12 protein-coding genes, 3 tRNA genes and 1 pseudogene are annotated in these 19,196 nt (G+C 38.4%); 11 read left to right on the top strand and 5 right to left on the bottom strand.

Annotated features, from left to right (window positions below):
• Positions 1-65: 65 nt before the first annotated feature.
• The 11 genes from SOM16_RS16145 to SOM16_RS23255 all read left to right on the top strand — a co-directional run bounded on the left by SOM16_RS16145 (position 66) and on the right by SOM16_RS23255 (position 17,252).
• Positions 66-2,051 (top strand): hypothetical protein, encoded by a 1,986-nt coding sequence (locus tag SOM16_RS16145; protein WP_320465028.1) that lies wholly within the window; start codon positions 66-68, stop codon positions 2,049-2,051.
• Positions 2,052-6,068, top strand: coding sequence for a T9SS type A sorting domain-containing protein (locus SOM16_RS16140; protein WP_320465027.1), 4,017 nt, complete (start codon positions 2,052-2,054; stop codon positions 6,066-6,068).
• Positions 6,069-6,301: 233 nt separating this feature from the next.
• Positions 6,302-10,135, top strand: a complete 3,834-nt coding sequence (locus tag SOM16_RS16135) for a fibronectin type III domain-containing protein (RefSeq protein WP_320465026.1) — start codon at positions 6,302-6,304, stop codon at positions 10,133-10,135.
• A complete protein-coding gene (locus tag SOM16_RS16130; RefSeq protein WP_320465025.1) occupies positions 10,135-10,569 on the top strand; it encodes a hypothetical protein in 435 nt (144 codons plus the stop codon). The genes SOM16_RS16135 and SOM16_RS16130 overlap by 1 nt, the downstream gene beginning before the upstream one ends.
• A gap of 41 nt (positions 10,570-10,610) precedes the next feature.
• Complete coding sequence (locus SOM16_RS16125; RefSeq protein ID WP_320465024.1) at positions 10,611-10,817, top strand: hypothetical protein; 207 nt, start codon at positions 10,611-10,613, stop codon at positions 10,815-10,817.
• A gap of 668 nt (positions 10,818-11,485) precedes the next feature.
• Entirely contained in the window at positions 11,486-12,670 is a 1,185-nt protein-coding gene (porV, locus tag SOM16_RS16120) for a type IX secretion system outer membrane channel protein PorV (protein WP_320465023.1), read from the top strand.
• A 38-nt stretch (positions 12,671-12,708) separates the two neighbouring features.
• Complete coding sequence (locus SOM16_RS16115; protein ID WP_320465022.1) at positions 12,709-13,122, top strand: hypothetical protein; 414 nt, start codon at positions 12,709-12,711, stop codon at positions 13,120-13,122.
• Between the two features lie 80 nt (positions 13,123-13,202).
• The gene (locus SOM16_RS16110) at positions 13,203-14,549 is read left to right on the top strand and encodes a PKD domain-containing protein (protein ID WP_320465021.1); all 1,347 of its coding nucleotides are present in this window, start codon (positions 13,203-13,205) and stop codon (positions 14,547-14,549) included.
• A 15-nt stretch (positions 14,550-14,564) separates the two neighbouring features.
• Positions 14,565-16,382 carry a hypothetical protein gene (locus SOM16_RS16105; protein WP_320465020.1) on the top strand — a complete coding sequence of 606 codons (1,818 nt, stop codon included), beginning with the start codon at positions 14,565-14,567 and terminating at the stop codon, positions 16,380-16,382.
• 322 nt (positions 16,383-16,704) lie between these two features.
• Entirely contained in the window at positions 16,705-16,962 is a 258-nt protein-coding gene (locus tag SOM16_RS16100; protein ID WP_320465019.1) for a type II toxin-antitoxin system ParD family antitoxin, read from the top strand.
• Positions 16,963-17,060: 98 nt separating this feature from the next.
• Positions 17,061-17,252 (top strand): type II toxin-antitoxin system RelE/ParE family toxin, encoded by a 192-nt coding sequence (locus tag SOM16_RS23255; protein WP_414692268.1) that lies wholly within the window; start codon positions 17,061-17,063, stop codon positions 17,250-17,252.
• A 124-nt stretch (positions 17,253-17,376) separates the two neighbouring features.
• Here SOM16_RS23255 and SOM16_RS16090 read toward each other — a convergent pair.
• The 5 genes and pseudogenes from SOM16_RS16090 to SOM16_RS16070 all read right to left on the bottom strand — a co-directional run bounded on the left by SOM16_RS16090 (position 17,377) and on the right by SOM16_RS16070 (position 19,127).
• Positions 17,377-17,460, bottom strand: a tRNA-Leu gene (locus SOM16_RS16090).
• 67 nt (positions 17,461-17,527) lie between these two features.
• Positions 17,528-17,603, bottom strand: a tRNA-Gly gene (locus SOM16_RS16085).
• A 549-nt stretch (positions 17,604-18,152) separates the two neighbouring features.
• Positions 18,153-18,452, bottom strand: a pseudogene (locus SOM16_RS16080) (type II toxin-antitoxin system VapC family toxin); the annotation flags it as partial.
• Positions 18,453-18,529: 77 nt separating this feature from the next.
• A complete protein-coding gene (locus tag SOM16_RS16075) occupies positions 18,530-18,766 on the bottom strand; it encodes a hypothetical protein (RefSeq protein WP_320465017.1) in 237 nt (78 codons plus the stop codon).
• 277 nt (positions 18,767-19,043) lie between these two features.
• Positions 19,044-19,127 (bottom strand) — tRNA-Leu (locus tag SOM16_RS16070).
• Between the last annotated feature and the right edge of the window lie 69 nt (positions 19,128-19,196).

Genomic DNA, 19,196 nt, shown 5'->3' with positions numbered 1-19,196 from the left:
TCCTCCCAACAATTGCGCAACAAAAAAACAAACAAAATCAAAAGCCAAAATCACAAATCATGGTGATGGCCCGTGTATCAAAAAAAGATAACCTGATTAATATACGCTGGGGCACCAGTGATGCACAAGCCTGGAAACTCAGCAATAAATACGGCTTTAATGTAGAACGATTTACCATTTTACGCGATAAAAAAATGCTAGCACAACCCGAGCGGAAATTGATTGCAAAGGCATTAAAACCAAAACCACTGGCAGAATGGGAAAAGTTGGCCAGTGCCGATAATTTCGCAGCCGTTATTGTTCAGGCCATTTATGGGGACAAATTTGAGATGAGCGGAACGGCATCAAATGGGGTAGCCAACATCATGGCGCAATCACAAGATCTTGATCAGCGTTTCGGTTTTTCGCTTTATGCAGCAGATATGAGCTTCGCCGGTGCGAAAATGGCAGGTTGGGGTTACACGGATACGAATATCAAAAGCAACGAAAAGTATTTTTACCGCATTAAATCAGCGATACCTCCGGGTCTTTTAAAAATCGATTCAGCGGGTGCCTACATTGGAGTGGACGACTACGAACCCCTGCCCAAAATAGAAGAAGTGGCCACCAATTTTGGCGATAAAAGTGTAGTAATAAGCTGGGATTACGCCCGTTTGAGGAATTTTTATAATGCTTACTATATCGAGAAATCGATAGACGGTGGAGCAACCTTTAAAAAAGTAAGTGAATTGCCTATTACCAACTTAAATGAAAAAGAAGGGGCGGGTGCTAACCGAATGTATTATATCGATTCACTTAATAACAACCTTACGAAATATCAATACCGCATTGCAGGGATCAACCCGTTTGGCGAACTAAGCCCCTATACTGATATAGCAGAGGGAAAGGGTAAAAGCCTGTTGGCATTTGTGCCCAATATCAAAAATAACAGCATTGATGATAAAGGCGTATTGCAAATGCAATGGGAATTTGACGAAGCAGGCAATAACCAAATCAGCGGTTTTATCCTGAACAAAGCCACAAAGTCTGAAGGACCATATCTGGAAGTGATAAAAAATATCTCACCCGAGAGTAGGAACCTGAGTTACGATAAACTCGATGGCTCCAATTATTTTACCATTACGGCTGTGGGAAAAGAAAGTGAGGCAAGAACCTCGTATCCTGTTTTGGTGCAACCAATAGATTCTGTTCCACCTGCCATACCAAGCGGCCTTGTTGCAAAAATAGATACTACAGGTAAAGTAACTCTACAATGGGATGCCAATAAAGAGGCTGATTTACTCGGGTACAAGATATTCAGGGCCTTAAGCAAGGGAGAAGAGGCGGTACCATTAATAGATTCTGTATGGTATGTAAACAGCTATAAAGATGTGTTGAGCCTAAAGATGACAAATAAAAAGGCTTGGTATGGAGTAAGCGCCATAGATAAACGCTTTAACCAGTCAAAAATATCCGAACTGGTTGAATTGAAGAAACCAGCTGTAATTCCACCGTCGCCGGCAGTGATTACCAAATATAAAACTGCAGGAGATAAAGTGATGCTGAACTGGGTAAATAGTAGCGATAGTGATGTGGTGAGCCACACCATTCTTAGGCGTACCCATCCGGATAGTGCCTGGGTAACGGTTAAAACTTTTACGGATACCACCAATAGTTTTACGGATGAAAAGCTCAAAGCAGAACAAAACTATCAGTATGTAATTGAGGTGAAAAATGAAGGCAATCTTAAAACAAGATCTGAAATTCTGATGATTCAAACTGCTGCTTTAGCAACTGGCAAATTAATATTGACCAGATTATATGCCTATCCACATCCAGATGAACATCGAATAGAAATAGTATGGGATGATAAACTGGATAATGTAAAAAGCTATCAAATATACAAAGCACAAACTGGCGCTAGTTTAAGCCTTTGGAAGGTTTTAAGTGCAAAAGAGAAAGGACTGTTTGATACAGCGCCAACGATAAATACGAGTTATGAATATGGAGTGATAGCAGTCCTACAGAGTGGTGCATATAGTGAAATGAAAACGGTAACGATAAAATATTAGATGATGAAGAAAATTATACTTTTTATTTTGTTTATAGGTTTGGCCGTAGATGGAATTGCGCAACAATATGTTTTTGAATATGACGTGAGCTTTAAATTTACAAATAATGGTAATAGAAGACGTTATATGCTACATATGCTCTATAACACCAAGAATAATTCTAATACAAAAGAGATCAACGATTTTTCAATGGATAATGAAGAAGATGGCCGAAGGGTGACCGGAAGTATCTCAATTCCAGTTAGTGAAGGCCCGATAAATGACCTATTTATTAATACAGATCGTGAAGTAAAGTTTGTTTTTTGGAATAACGATTGTGGAAATAGAAGTTCTCTATTTCTATTAGGTGGAAATGGAGATCAAAACTGTTTTGATTTAACGAATCGAGATAATGATTGGAAATGTCTAAATTATAATAGCAAGATTATTCAGCATAAATTAGTGATGTATGCTAAGGCAAACGTTTCTAGTCCTGGCAACAATGACTATTTATTGCCATCTGATGATAAAATCAATTTGCAGGCAACTTCAGGTTTCCCTGCCAGTGTTTATAAATGGCAGTTTAGGAAAGATAATGATGCGACATGGCAAGATCTTCCATCTCAGTTCCAAAATCAGCAATCCATAAATTTTAGCGCTAAAGAACTGATTGGTGGAAGTGCGGATAATTTAGTCGGTCATAATATTTTTTTTCGACTAAATCTAGGTTGCAATAAATTCACTGACCCAATAACATTGAATGTGCGGAACTCCGCGCCTCATATCAATTCCATCACTGCTTTACCGAACAATTGTTTTGGCGAATCGAACGGAGGCTTTAAGGTTTATTTTGACAGGGCTTTAATTTCAGGAGAATCACTTAATTTAGTTATCACAGAAACTACAACAGGTGATATCCAGAATGTTTCAAATGTTACAAGCCTGGAAGATGGTAATGTAGTTACCACTCCATTAAACTTCCCGCCAGGAAACTATAAAATAGAACTCATTAATACTTATAATGGCACTGCTGGTTATTCTGATGCGTCAAATCATACGGGTACTGCGAGTTTTACCGGGCCTGATGCTGTAGATTTTTCTACCAGTAAAAGTGATATTTTATGCCGCGACGGGAAAGACGGAACCATTACCATAAATGCCAGTGGTGGTAATGGAGGTTATCAGGTTTTGTATAAGAAACAGGAGGAAGCAGTTTATACCGAAACTACTTTTGCCACTGCAGGGCAGCACACCATAAATGGATTGGATGTTGGTACTTATAAAGTCCGTGTGCTAGATCAGAACGGATGTTATAAAAAAGACAGCAATGGCAATGAAGTCATTTCCACCGTGGTAATCAATCAGCCTGATGAGGCTTTGAAGATTGACAACAAACAAGTTACGCATCCTACGGCTTTTGGTGCAACTGATGGGAAGGCTGAAGCAATAATTACCGGAGGAACACCTAACTCCGGGAATTACAATGTACAATGGACAGATGCTACAGGCAATGTCTTGTCAAATTTTACCAATATCAATAACCCGTTTAAGACCACCTTAAACAATGCCGGTGATGGAAAATATATTTTAAGAGTAACAGACAACAACCACAATCTTGCAAAAAGTGAAAATGCAAAAGGTTGTATCGCAATAGATACTTTCACACTGACGCAGCCTAAGCCGCTAAGTGTAGTGATCGAAAAACAAAAAAATATTGATTGTAATGGTAATCAAAACGGTGAACTCTATGCTAAAGTAAGAGGTGGAGTTCAAATATCCGGACAAAAATATGTTTACCAATGGTTAAAAGAAGTTGATGGAACATTTACCACCTTAACACAAACGGATAGCATACTCACTGCTGTAGGTGCAAGTGTTTACAAGGTCAACGTTAAAGATAATAATCAGGTTTCCACCACTTCCGAACCTTTTGCACTCACAGAACCTTCAGCACTGAATTTTAAGGTAAGTAAAAGAGATATCTATTGTTATGATGGAGCTGACGGAATAATTTCAATTAACGCGACAGGTGGAAATGGCGCTTACAAGCTTTTATATAAAAACCAGACTGATGTAAATTATACTACTGTTGCGTTTTCATCCGCCGATCAACATCAGCTCACGAACCTGGATATTGGCACCTATACCATTAGGGTAGCGGATAGCATCGGTTGCTATCAAAAAGATGCAAACGGAGCTGAGGTTATCCAAACCATAACCATTACTCAACCGGCGGGGCCATTAAAAATCGATGCAAGGAATATCGTTAACCCAACCGCTTTTGGCTCTAATGACGGCCGTGCAGAAATCAGTATTTCAGGCGGCACATCAACCGCTGGTAGTTATAATGTTCAATGGACAGATACAAATGGAACCCCACTTTCTAATGTGATCAATACCACCAATCCTTTTAAAACAGTTTTAAATAATGCCGCAGATGGCAAGTACATTTTGAGGGTAACAGATAGCAATTATGCCTTGGCACAAACCGCAAATGCCTCAAGTTGTATGCTGATGGATACCATTACATTAAAACAACCACCACCGCTAAAAGTAGAAATTGAAGAGTTGAAATACATTTCTTGCAAAGGCGATGCTGATGGAAAACTTTATGCCAAGGCAGCAGGCGGTATCGTTATACCAGGATTGAAATATAAATACGAATGGTTTAAACAGACAAATGGGACTTATACTCCATTAATGCAAACCGATAGCACTTTCATAAATGCCAATGCTGGGAGTTATAAAGTGAAAATTACCGATCAGAACAATATCACTAAAGAATCTATCCCTTTTAACTTAACAGAACCTGTTGCACTTGCGGTAACCGTTTCTTCTACACAATTAATTTGCAGCGGCGATAGCAACGGCACAGCAAATCTTACTGTAATAGGCGGAACATTACCTTACCATATTGAATGGAGCACTGGGGATACCACCACCAATATCAAAAACCTAACTGATGGAAACTATCTTGTTTTTGTTACCGACGCCCATGGTTGCCAAATTCAGACACAGGTAAATGTAACTGCCCCAAATGCATTGCTAATTACTGCTGATCTTGTTAAAAATCCAACGTGTTTTGGCAGTGATGATGGAGCCATTAATCATACTGTAACTGGCGGGATACCACCTTACGAATACTTGTGGAGTAATGGCGCAACTACCCAAAACCTAAGCAATCTTCATGCTGGCACTTATACCTTAACGGTTTCAGAAAGTAAGGGCTGTAGTAAAACCATCACCTATATCCTAACGCAACCCGAAGCCGTTAAGATAGATTTAGGTCCAGATATTACCCTTTGTGTAGATCAGGCACATGAGGCAGATGCCACCATTCCAAATGGCGCTGTTTACAAATGGACAAGTAATTACGGCTTCGCAGCCAATACCGCTAAAGTAAGTTTAAGTACATCGGGTATTTATTATGCGGAGGCTTTTACCGATAAAGGCTGTGTGGGCAGAGATACCATTGAAATCAAAAAGAGTACCGCTGTAATTGCATCAGAATTTGTAGTCACCACACAAACCTTTAAGAACGAAACCATCCATTTGGTAAATATTAGTAGTCCGAAACCGCAGAAGGTAGAATGGTTAATTCCAGGCAATGCTAACATTAAGGTGCTTTCCAAAACTGATGATGACCTGCAACTGAGTTTTTCGGCAATTGGCACCTATAGCATCGGACTAAAAGCTACGGTAGGCGATTGCTTTAAGATTTTTACCAAGCAAGTTACCGTAATTGAGGGTACTTCCTTCAACGACCCTGGGACAGTGAAAGATCCGTTTATTAAATCTTTCATCATTGCGCCGAATCCCAGCAATGGAAATTTTAATGCAAAAATTGAGCTTCAGGAAATTACAAAAATTAAGTTACGCTTACTAAATACCATTACTGGTCAATTGATTGATACCCGGGAGGAGAGTGGGAACAGCAGTTACAATCTGCCCTATTCCTTAACACTTTCGACAGGGATTTACGTAATGGTTTTGGAAACGCCAAAAGGAAATATGGTTTACAAGGTGGTGATACAGTAAAGCTGAAAGCGAAAAAGTGCGAAGTCGAGAGTCCAGAGCGCTGAACCCATCCAATACGTCGCTATTGGGAGGCGTGGTTGTGAAGCGAGCCGAGGCCACTGCATTTATAAAAGCTATGAGGGGAAATTTCCCGCTGAGGGATGCCTGCAAGGCGGGGTGGTCATATCAAACAATAATGGTTGGCAAAAAAGTAAAAAATGAGTGTTAATCATACTCGCTATAAGATATATAAAATGAGTATAAAAAATAAAAGTAGGGTAGGATCTGGAAATCACTTGATAAGTCGTCATTGTGAGGCTTTGGCAAAAGCGAGCCAGCCTGTGCCGGGTTTATCTCGATATGGCGACCTATTCTGGCGGAAAAATTTCAGTTCTTTAGTCTTTCTGCTTTGGTCTTTAGTCTCTAAGACCCAAAACCTTATACCCTCTATCTTCCGCATAAAAGCGCTACGTCTTGCTTTATTCTTTCTGCTTTTCGCTTTCGGCTCAAAAGCCCAAATCTATCCGGTGCAGGTGAGTCCCGTGCTGTTGCCGCCCTACTCCTTGAATACGAGTGATTACTATAACGGCACTACCGAACGGCTGGCTGTAGTACTGACTAATACCGATCTCCAGAAACCTGTGTTAAACGTGCGCCTGCGCATGTACATTGAAGGGCAGAATGCCAAATTGCAGAGCAGAGATGGGGTTTATTATCCCACCATTACACTCGATGCGGGTATTCCACAGCGCCTAAGTTTGGGCGATCTGGCACCCTATTTCAATATCGATAACCTCAACTTCTCCGGCATAACCCGGGCCATGTATGCCCAGAACGGCAAGCTGCCCGAGGGCTTTTATTCCTTCTGTTTTGAAGTGATAGAGGTTAATACAGGTCAGGTGCTTAGTAGGAAAAGCTGTAGCATGGCTTATATCACGCTTTCAGATCCGCCACTGTTAAACCTGCCATTAAAGGGCGAAAGCATAGCCAGCAGAGCCGTCCAGAACATCATTTTCCAGTGGACACCAAGGAATCTGGGTAGCCCGAACGGCGCCTTTAATACGGAATATGAATTTACATTAAAAGAGCTTTGGGATACAGGCATTGCACCCGAGGCTGCTTTTGAGAGTACACAACCCCTTTGCCAGGTTACCGTTAGGCCAACCACCTTATTGATGGGGCCTGCTGAACCCCAGCTGATTCCGGGCAAGCGCTATGCCTGGCGGGTAAGGGCGGTAAGCACTTCGCCAACGGGCGAGCAGGCCGACAGTTATAGGAATAACGGTTTTAGCGAAATCTACTGGTTTACCTACCAAAGCGATTGTAAACCGCCACTCGCCATTAATTCGAGTGTAAGCAGTGGGCGGGCGACTATTAACTGGACAGCCGATCCATCAAACGGAGGCATTCCTGCAGGTGGTTATACCCTGCAATACCGTGAACGCAGTTTAAGCGGCTCGAAATGGTACAGCGTAAATACGCTGGAAAATAGGGCTATGCTTTACGATCTTAAGCCCGGAAGCACTTACGAATACCGTGTGGGCAGTAGTTGCGTAGCGGGTAACATCGGCATCGGGATAGATCAGGCAACATACTCAGATATGCTTACACTTGAAATCAACGGCAACCCGAAAGATACCGCTACGGTAAACTGTGGGATGATCAGTCCGGAGATTTCGATTACCAATCGAACACCCATACAGGCGTTAAACCAGGGCGATTTAATTATGGCAGGTGGTTTTCCGGTAAAGCTGACCAAGGTAACCGGTGGTGGAAGTTTCAGCGGTGAGGGGTATGTTACCATCCCCATGCTGGGGCAGCTAAATGTTAAGGTTCGTTTTAGCGGCATACAGGTAAACACCGAAAGACAGCTGTTTGGAGGGGTGATTGAGACGACTTATGACCCGAATGAGAAACAGATTGCCGATACCAGACAGATAGCGGAAGACTTAACAACACTTATTAATGAGATTGCGAATCTGATCAAAAATAGAAAGGATTTTACTGACCAATATACAGGAACAGAAGAAAACAAAAAGGCAGCTGAAATCCTGGGAAAAGATGAAAACGAAATCTATAATGAGATTTTAAAAAGTCCTTACCTAACAGACGAAGAGAAAACGGCATTAAAAGCCGAGCAAACCGCTATTGGAGATGCCTATACTGGTCTCTCGGGCGATGGCTGTGATGGGAACACTGTTACGCCCAAAAAAGGCCCAAATATAGATTTTCTGAATTTTGACGATTATTCGAAATGTAAGGAAATACTAGCCAGGGCTACAAAAATCAAGGAATACGCAGATAAGGCAAAGGAAAGGAAAACAGCGAGTAAAAAACTTGCTGAAGCAGTAGACTACGATAAGCTGGTTAAATGGTTAATTGATAACAAAGGAAAAGTTGTGGCTTATGATTATACCAATTTTATAAGCAAGGAATCCATTTCCTCTACCTCTAGTTTAGGCCTTGTAACCTTAATCCCAATTGATAAATCTTATAGTGCCAATGTTGATGGTATTCAAAAAACATTTCACTTAAAGGGGAATTTATCTGTTAAAAAAGGGAATGTAGACTTAAGTGCAAACGATAAAGTTTATTCATCGATAAGCATTCTGCCAGACCTGGATAAGATACAATATACCTTAAACTACAATTACGAAAATAGTGATGAACGTGCCATCCGTTTGGAAACAAACAATACCGAAGAGATGGAGTATCTCTTTATTGCGCAGGGTTTTTCTTATACAGAACCGTACAAAAAAACCGTAACCGATAAGTTTATTAGTGAACTAAAACTTGTCGGTGCCGATTGTGACAACATTGATTATCTGTATGAAAACATACCAAGTTTTGTAACACCAATTATAACCGACGAGCAGAAATGGACAAGTTTAAAATCACTTCTAAACTGTCGGGTAGATAAAGTTGGTACCGATGAGGGCAAGGCAATAAATAATTTGATAAAGGGAATATCAACCGCTTATCTAAAGGACAAAATTAACACTGAAACCGCGACCTTAATGGCGGTTTATGCAAAATTGAAAATGGTTGATAAGTTGTCGTTTGCCACGGCAGTAACCAAAAAAATAAGCGAAACCTGGACAGGAAATGAAGAATTATCTACCGTTTATCCCCAGGAAACAAAAATTCTGGGCAATGAGAACGGGCAGTATAAAATCTCTTGTTTCGGCATAACAAATAATGACCTAACTTTTGGTTTTGCTTACTTTTATCTCTGCAGGGGATTATACAGTGATACGCCCTGCAATGGCGATGCACCTGGCAACAAGTTATTCAGATTTGAAGACCACTGTGTAAACCTGTTTACCCTGAACGGTACTGCACCGATAATTCTCGAAAGTAATGGAGAGAAAATTATCCTGCCCGCATTTATTGCAGGGCAGATTATGCAGACTGCTAAAGAAGATAAAATTGACGAGCTTCGTTCTTTTTATGCAGGTTTGCTACTGCCCGAGCTTATTGTAAAACCATCTACTTTAAGAGGATGGAGCAGGTTTTTAAAAGGGGATGGAATTGTAGTAGAGAATGTTGTTGGTAAGAAAGTATTAGGTGCTATTGTGAAAAATGGCAATAAAATTGAATACATAAATCCGGCAGGTAAATTAGTCAAATGGGAAGAACAATTAGAACAAGGTATAATATCCTCAATTGCTTCTAAGAAAGCGAATGCAAATGATTTGGGAGGTGTCGCTGAAGCTAAAGCTGCAGAGTTAGTTCAATCCAGAAAGAAAATAGAAGGCTTTAACCAATTATTTAAGAATTCAAAAAATCAAACAGTTGCTGAGTTGGATATTATAACTGCTGATGAAATAATAGAGGTTAAAAGAAATATTTCTTTGGCAAAAAATAAATTTACACTAGATGAACAAGCTGCGTATGTCGCAAAACCAAATAATGAAAATTTTATAAACCCATATAATAGGAGAAAAATTCTTTATGTTGAAGAGCCATTACCATGCAATAGCGCTGGAGAATTATTTCAATCAGATAAACAATATATTAGTGAACTAAAAGACAATGGAATTGACTTTGCCAATTCGTTGCGAGAACTTCTAAATTTATTAAAATAATGGCATACATTCAGTTTTTATCAGAGAAATTAAGTACCAAGGAAGAAATTTTTATGGGTATAATGCGGAGTGCTTATCATATAAATAATTTAGAAGCCATTTTTTTTCAAGGACATAACCAAGAAATAAATTTAAGTAAAATTTATATTGATGACAATAAACGGTTAGATGAAAATATAAATTTTCTGAGACAAGATATCGATACGTATCATAAATACTTAAAATATTCTGATGAAGAAAACCCTTGTGTAGTTTTAAATATTGTTAAAGGAAAAAGATTAATATCTCTTTTTTCAACTGATAAGGTTCGATGTAAAAGATTGTTATTTGAATTCGCCAGAGAATATCTAAAATTACATCCCGAAAATTATTTGCTAATAGACCAAAATAAATTGTATGATTTAAAAGCAATAAATACCCAATCTGACTACTAGTCATTTATAAGTTTCGCAGGAAGCAAAAGCAGCTTTTGATTATGCCGAAAAAACAATTAATCTATTTAAATAATTTATGGAAAAGAAAAGATTGGTTAAATGCAGCTAAAATTCTATTTGAACTACCTAATTCAAAAGTCTTATTTCCTAATTGTGAAGATGCTTTTTTAGATGTAAAGGATATTTATTTTGATGAGTTGAATGCGGATTTGGGTGGTGAAAGATATATATTTTCCCCCAAAGTGTAATAAGTATGAGGCAATTTTAATTAGGGCAAAGACAGTTAATTGTGTGTCAAATGTGGATAATAATTCTTAAAGGATAAGTGTTTTTAAAATTAATATAAAACAGTAAAGCGCTTCGGTATGGGGACCTTGGTTTCAAAATTGATCTAATTCGCCCTGGCGGAAGACTTAAACCTGAATGGGATGATAATATAATCATTGGAACAGAGCAACAGGCATATCACCCGCTAGCCCACGCCTATAGCGTGTGAATAATAGGTTAGAATAATAAAAGAAACAAGTATAAAAAATGGGCTTTGAAGTTGAATATTTATGATGTCTTTATAGTTGTACGTCCGACACCCGTCAGCCAACATTGGAGTATTATATACATCAAGAGATGAATACTTTAGCGAGGGCCTTGTCTGTATAAAATGCAATTTCGAGTATTTATTGCTGATACATTGATAAGCGCTAGTAAGTCAAAGTTAATATAGGCAATTGCCTAAAATTTAAGAAAACAAACAATCATCCCTGATTGTAAAAAGTACTAAACAACCCCTATATGTTTAGTCGAAAAATAAAATCATTGCACATCCCAAAGGCAATGGAATAACAATAACCTATAAAAGCAAACATCCCTAAGCTTATAGGTAAACACAGCAGGCGCTGTTTAAATGCTAAAGGGATTAATGAAAAGTAGAAAAAATGGATTAATATTAATGGCATTGCTTTTAGCGGTGGTGCCCCTTTATGCCCAAACCATTTCAGGCATACAGACGGATGGGAGCAGGCAAAACAATATTGTAACAGCAGTTCCTTTCCTTTCTATAGTACCGCAGGCCAGGGCGGGTGCCATGGGCAATGCCGGGGTAGCGGTTGATGCGGATGCAAATGCTTCAGCCATGAACGTGTCGGCTCTCGCATTTTTACCTGTCGGCAGTTCAGGAGCGTCGGTATCTTATAGTCCATGGTTAAAAAGTCTGGTACCGGATATGAGCCTGGCCTACCTGAGTGGATATCTCCGTTTGGATGACAGAAATACCATTGCCGCTTCCTTTCGCTATTTTTCATTAGGTGCAGTACAGTTCACGGATAACTATTTTCAAAATTTGGGTACCTACAATCCAAATGAGCTCGCCTTCGATGTAAGTTATACCCGAAGTTTCGGGCCAGATTTTGCAATGGGCAGCACGCTTCGTTTTATCTATAGCAATCTTTACAGCGGGCAGTTTGCCACCGGATCGCAGGTACAGGCAGGCAAGGCTATTGCCGCCGATGTGTCAGGTCTTTATAAAAAAGAAACGGTACTTTTTGGCCAATCCGCAATATGGTCTGCCGGAATAAACCTTTCCAATATTGGTACCAAGGTCAGTTACAATACTGGTGGCGCAGCTTATTTTCTACCGGCCAATTTTAAGTTAGGTACAGCAGCTACTTTGCTACCAGACAATGACAACAGGTTCGTTATTGCAATAGACCTCAATAAACTTATGGCTCCAACCCAGCCTATTTATGACGGGAACGGAAAAATATCAAAAGGGGTTGATCCGAACCGTTCAGTTCCCGCTGGTATTTTTGGCTCATTCGCCGATGCGCCCGGTGGAATTGGAGAAGAATTTAAGGAAGTAGGTGTTTCAACTGGAATTGAGTACAGTTACCAGGAAAAATTTGCCTTACGGGCTGGTTATAACTATCAAAATCCAAATAAGGGAAACAGCCGGTATCTAACCCTGGGTGCCGGTTTTAAATACCATGTTTTTAAAATAGACTTTGCCTACCTGCTAGGCAGCACGCAAAAAAGTCCTATGGCAAATACTTTAAGATTTAGTCTGCAGGCCAGCTTTGGCGCGGAAGATAAAATGAAGAAAAACTAATCAATTAAATAATAAACAGTTAAAAATCAGAAAGCAAAATGAAAACAATCAAAAGCACAATTATGATGTTCGTTGCCCTATTCAGCTTAGTGAGCTGTAAAAAGGATGAAGTTGTTGTACAAACTACAGCACAAAAAATTCAAGTTAAATGGGGTATTGGTACAGCAATAAATACCGAGAACGTTCCACCATCTGCAAAAACAACTTCAAGCTATAAAGGAATATCTACTGACTATTTTGACTTCAGAACAGATGGTAAGGTCTACATCAAGCAAGGTACAAATCCTGAAGAAGTTATGGATTATACAATTGAAAGTGATACTCAGATTCTTATAGGCGATATGACGTTTTCGATCCAAAAATTGGATGACCATAATCTTACACTGTATTTTAAAAAGCTTTTCAAGGATGGGGTAAGCTATACAGAAACTACCCTTAGCCTTACAAAATAAGCTAAGGAAATGTATCTGAATTAGATCTCAGATGCATTTTCTTATCGTTAATTGAAATCAATTTCAAGTGCTCTACAAATATGAAAATAAATTATTACGTCTTATCCTTGATCTCCTTCGGCATTTTTATGGGTTGTAAGAAAGAAACCATTACCGAAGCCAAAGCGGGATTCAATTACGAGATCATCAATCAAAATTTCACGGTTCCGGTTAAGGTAAGTTTTGTAAATACCAGTACGGGTGCACAAAACTACGAATGGACTTTTGAGGGCGGTAGTCCGAATGTTTCTAATAAAAAAGACCCTGGGATTATACAGTTCGACCGTGCTGGTACATATAAAGTAAAACTCCGAGCCTGGAATGAGGATAATGAAAGCGTTAAAGAAGTGAGCATACAGTTGGATAGTGCGGTAACCGTAGATTTTGACCCGGTTATCCAAACCAATGAATTTTCTCCAGTACAAGTCAAACTGAATAACAAAACGATCGGGGCTAGTACTTATAGCTGGGTATTTGAGGGTGGTTTACCTGCTAGCTCCACCGAGCAACAACCAGCTCTTGTTAATTTTGTAGATACAGGTTACCACAACATTATCCTTACAGTAAGCAATGGAAGGGAAAGTTTCTCCAAGACGAAAAAAATTCATGTAGCAGCTTCACTATCGCCATCTTTTGATATTGTTCCCTCGTTTGAAGATAACGATAACGAAGTATCCTTAAATGCAACCTTAAAAAATGGAACCGTTAGCGGTTTAACCTATACCTGGACAACTTCGGGAGGAACGATTGATCATTCAACGGCCGAAAATCCAAACATACATTTTGACAACGCAGGTACCTATACGGTTACGCTTACGGCGGGGAATGGGAAAGAAAGTAAACAGGTTACGCAGACCATCGCGGTACTGCCAAATAAAAATTTAAGAACTTTTACCGATTTGAAACTCGGGGTTAATACCGCTCATAGTACTATCGGTAGTTTCTTTTCTACGAGTTTACGTAAAACCTTTAAAGCTGGGGATGACCTTTCCACAGATGGAAAATATATAGATGTGGTTTACTTTGGTTTAAACCAGAATTTCACCTACAATAAATTCCTTCCACCAGATTCTGCTTCAGCATATACCTTTAATGCCATACCACAGGCAATGAAAAGCAAGGTAATCAATACGCAGGAAAACTGTGGTTGTGGCGATGTAATGAGCAGTTCCGATTTTGATGCCATCACCAATGGGGCTACCTTTCAGAATTACGCCATTAATCCCTCCGCTGCGGGTAAAAAACAATTTACCAATATAGCTATACCTAGAATTATCCTTTACCAAACTGCTGATGGTCGAAAGGGAGCCATCAAAATCAAACAATATGTATCCAACGCTACTCAATCTTATATCGTGGTGGATATTAAAGTGCAAAAAACGCCTTAAAAATATAAATGCGCTATGATCAAATTTTTAAAAAATTATTTTAGACCAAAAGAGAAGAACATCACTTTAGCTATTAAATTAAATAACTGCAAACATCCTGGTTTTTCTACTTTTTGTTTTAAGGTATTGCTCTCTCTGGTCTTTTTGTTTTCAGCTTTCAGCCTGAAAGCACAGAATATCAATTTAGAAAGTTTAAAGGGGATAGGTAAAGCAAAACCCATTCGCATAAATGGTGGTATAAATGCAAATAGTGTAATGTTCGCAGGAGACGGGCCCACCACACGTGATCCATTTACTTATTTTTTACAAGGAAATGTGAATGCCAATCTTTTCGGACAGATCAATCTGCCATTTTCATTTAACCTGACCAATAGCGGGCACGGTTTCAGCTATCCTACCTTACCTAATCGATTAAGTCTAAATCCCACCTTTAAGTGGATATCTGGGCATATTGGAGATGTGGCAATGACGTTTTCACCTTATACGTTAAATGGTCATCAATTTAGAGGAATAGGTTTTGACATTACTCCAGATGGGCAATGGAAATTAAGTGCTATGTATGGTAGATTGAATAAAGCTGTTGAGTATAACCCATTGGTTAATCAAACGCAGCCCGGATATAAAAGGATAGGGTACGGCGCCAAGGTTAGTTATGAAAAAGCAAGTTATATGCTGGGGTTAACCATGTTTAAGGCTGAAGATGAATTAAATTCATTGTCCAATAAGCCAGATAGTCTGATGATATATCCCAAACAAAACCTGGTAATGAGTTGGGAAGCGAAAGTTAAACCCCTAAAAGGGTTAGAACTTTCTACAGAATTTGCTACAAGCAGTATAACTAAAGATCTTCGGGATACAACTACAAGGCACAATAAAGCCAATACCTTTTTAAGCCGAATTTCAACTGTCAACGGCTCTACAGTATATTATAATGCGTTTAAAACACAAATGAATTATACCTATCAAAAAAGTACACTAGGCGTGGGTTATGAGCGGGTTGATCCAGGTTATGAAACCTTAGGTGCCTATTATTTTAACAGCGATTTGGAGAATATAACGGTAAACCTATCGCAGGTATTTTTAAAGGATAAGGCCAATATTGCAGTTAATGTTGGTTTCCAGCGCGATGATCTTGACCATAGCAAAGCATCAGGTACCAGGCGTTTTGTAGGCTCCGCGAATATAGGCTACAATCCAAATGAGAAGATACAAACCACGGCAAGTTATTCTAATTTTCAAACCTATATGAATATGAGGCCGAAGTTTGATTATATTAATCAGTCATCTCAATTCCAGAATATCGATACCCTTAACTATGTACAGATTTCACAAAATGCCAATGCAAATATTAATTGGATGACTCAAAAGAATGAAAAGCAAACCCAGGCCCTAAATTTGAACATGAGTTTTCAGGACGCTACAGATCAACAGGGTGGAATTATAGCTAATGGAAACGCTTCTCAATTTTACAATCTGGCCGCCGCTTACAATGTAGTATTGATTAAACAAGGAATTGGAATTACGCTAGCATACAATACCAGTTATAACACCATTGGAAAAAATGATTTCTTAACAATGGGTCCAACACTTTCAGTAAATGCGAAACTGTTTAAGAAGACACTAAATACGAGTCTTTCCACTTCCTATAACCTGAGCAATTCGATGGGGGTAAGGCAGAGTAGCGTGCTGAATATCAGGGCTAATGCATCTTATGTAATGTTGAAGAAGCATAACCTCAATTTTAGTTTGATGAGTCAGAATAGGAATATGAGGGTAAAGGGCAAAACAAATGATTTGACTACAACTTTAGGTTATGGCTATAGTTTTCGATAGTAGAGAAAGATAGATCTGGAAATAAGAAAGGAAAATAGAAAAAGTCAAATCTGTACATATACAAAATAATTAATTTCTCTTAAAACAGAAAGCCCTGATTTTTATCAAGGCGTTTATTTTCGGTTTTTTTGAAGTACTCCTAACGGTACAGAAATACAAACATTTTTATGAAGATTTAGAGGTGATATTACTTTTGATTGCCTATGGATGGGCTTTTGCAATATGGCAACGGTACGAATATCCGAATGTTTTGAATATCTAAAAAATCGGAGATTTGCAAAACATACCAAATTGGTATTTTTGTCTATAGCATTGAATAATCATGGCAAAAAATACATCTATATTATTGGGAGACTATTTTGACAGTTTTATAAATAAACAGCTAGAAACCGGAAGATTCTCATCCGCGAGTGAGGTAGTTCGGGCCGCCTCAAAGATGTTCGAATATTCGGAAACCAAAAAAGCTGAACTTGTCAAGGAATTGAAGAAAGGTGAAAAATCTGGCTTTGTGAAAAGCTTTGATAAGAAAGACTTTCTAGAGTCTTTGCATCAAAAACACTCTACAGACAATGGAGTATAAAATTAGTAACGAAGCACTTAAAGACCTCGAAAACATCTGGATTTATACTTTTGAGAATTGGTTTATTGAACAGACAGATAGGTATTTTTGGCTTGTTGATGAATGAAATCGAGTATATCTTAGAAAATCCACAATCAGGAGAGGATAACAATCATATAAGAGACGGATATTTTCGGGCTCGCGTAAAGTCTCATTTTATATTCTATAAGTTAAACTTAAAAGCTAGTCTAGTGGAAATTATTAGAGTTTTACATCAACAAATGGATATAAACGAGAGGCTTGATGATTAGATTTCATATGGCAACTATATAGATTGTGCTTAATTCATTCTAATTGCTATAGAAGAATAATTCTGTCCTCCACAAAAAAGCCAATCGGTTAGGATTGGCTTTTAGTCTCGATTTTTTTTTGAAGTACTCGGGGCGGGAATCGAACCCGCACGCCTTTGAAAGCACAGGATTTTAAGTCCTGCGTGTCTACCAGTTCCACCACCCGAGCATTAGTCTATTCCGATATCCGGAAAGATTAATCTTTAAAAAAAAATGCTTTCTGGTAGGAAAACATTTGGAGCGAAAGACGAGATTCGAACTCGCGACCCCGACCTTGGCAAGGTCGTGCTCTACCAACTGAGCTACTTTCGCATAATTAATACAATCGCTGTATTCCCTTTGGGGTTGCAAATATAGGAATATAAATATCAGATGCAAAACTAAATGAAAATTTTTTTTGATCCCTTTAATAAGCCTTCTTTAGTTTATCCTTTTGTGATTCGAAAATTAATTAGCTGCGATTTTTTAAAATGTAAAATTCCGCTCGATTCTGCAATTTTTAATGATTCTACATCTTCGCAATAAATAAAAAGCCCTGATTCTAATTGGCTTTTATTTCGATTTTTTTTGAACTACTCCCACCGTTACAGCTATACAAATATCTTCATGAGGATTTAAAGGCAATAATGCAGTTCGTCGCATAGAAGTGTTCTTTTGGCAATATGGCAACGTTACAAATATCCAAACGTATTTAATAGGTTTATCGAGAATTTAACTAATTTGTTTAAGATATAAACCTGCGAAAAGTAGCTCAGTTCCTGAAATCTTATAGATAACAATCAAACTATCTATTTTATGAAAATCCAATTTCTCAATCACAGATAACTTAAGTCAAAAACTCGTAACATAAAAATATTTCCTTTACGAATTAACGATTTCCAAACCAGCTATTCGCTCGAAATGTTTTTTGTTTAGCGTAGCAATCTTTAGCTGATTCCCCAACGCGGTAGCTCCAATTAATAAATCTGGCAATTCAATTAATTTGGAAGTTTGTTTCAGTTGTTTATAAATGCTTATTGCTTGATCATTTGACTTTTTATCAAAAGGTAAGATCGTAACCCTTGAAAAGAAATCATCCCAAAAGTGAATCTGTTCAGGGGTAGCCCCAATCATGATTTCGAATTCAGTGATTACCGATACCGCAAATAGGTTATATTTTGAAGTAAGTTGAAAAAACGCCGTTTTCTCTTTGTTTTTCTTTCTTTATAGATCAATAAGTATTGAAGTATCAAGGCAAATTATTTCATTCTCCATACGTTGAAATGCTTCCTGTCAATCTTATGTTGTTTATACTGATCTGAACCCATATTATGTGCATTTAGTAGGAAACTCTGAAAATCTGAAAGCTCAGCCGTCGCTTTTTCTTGAATAAATCCCTCATTTAATGCAGTTTTTAGCTGATTAATCTTTGCGGCAGGTAATTTTTTAATTGCGTCCAAAAGCTGCTCATACCCAATGTCTACTGTAACTTCCATATGCTATTTAACATTACGTTATCAAAGTTACATATTATCAAATTTAAAGACAAAATAAGAGGATGTTAAATAGTAGCAACATTGAAATAGAAATTCGTACTAGTCAAACTCGCTTCAAAATTCTCTTATAAAATCTACTTGCAATTTAAGAGAAGGTAATAAAATACTTGTATTTTCCCTTTCCGCTTGATCCCCAATTTAATTATCGATTAACCAAAATAGCTATAACTAAAAAAACCTTCCATTTCTGAAAGGTTTTACTTCGATTTTGAATTTGTACTCGGGGCGGGAATCGAACCCGCACGCCTTTGAAAGCACAGGATTTTAAGTCCTGCGTGTCTACCAGTTCCACCACCCGAGCATTAGCCTTTTTCCGAAATCCATCGGTAGGTTAACCTTTTAAAATAAATGCCTCCTGGTAAGAAGGCAT

It is taken from the genome of Pedobacter sp. CFBP9032 (genome assembly GCF_034045265.1).
In the GTDB taxonomy this organism is placed as follows: Bacteria; Bacteroidota; Bacteroidia; order Sphingobacteriales; family Sphingobacteriaceae; genus Pedobacter.
The sequence above is the reverse complement of the archived record's forward strand: the minus strand, read 5'-3'. Positions and strand labels throughout refer to the sequence as shown.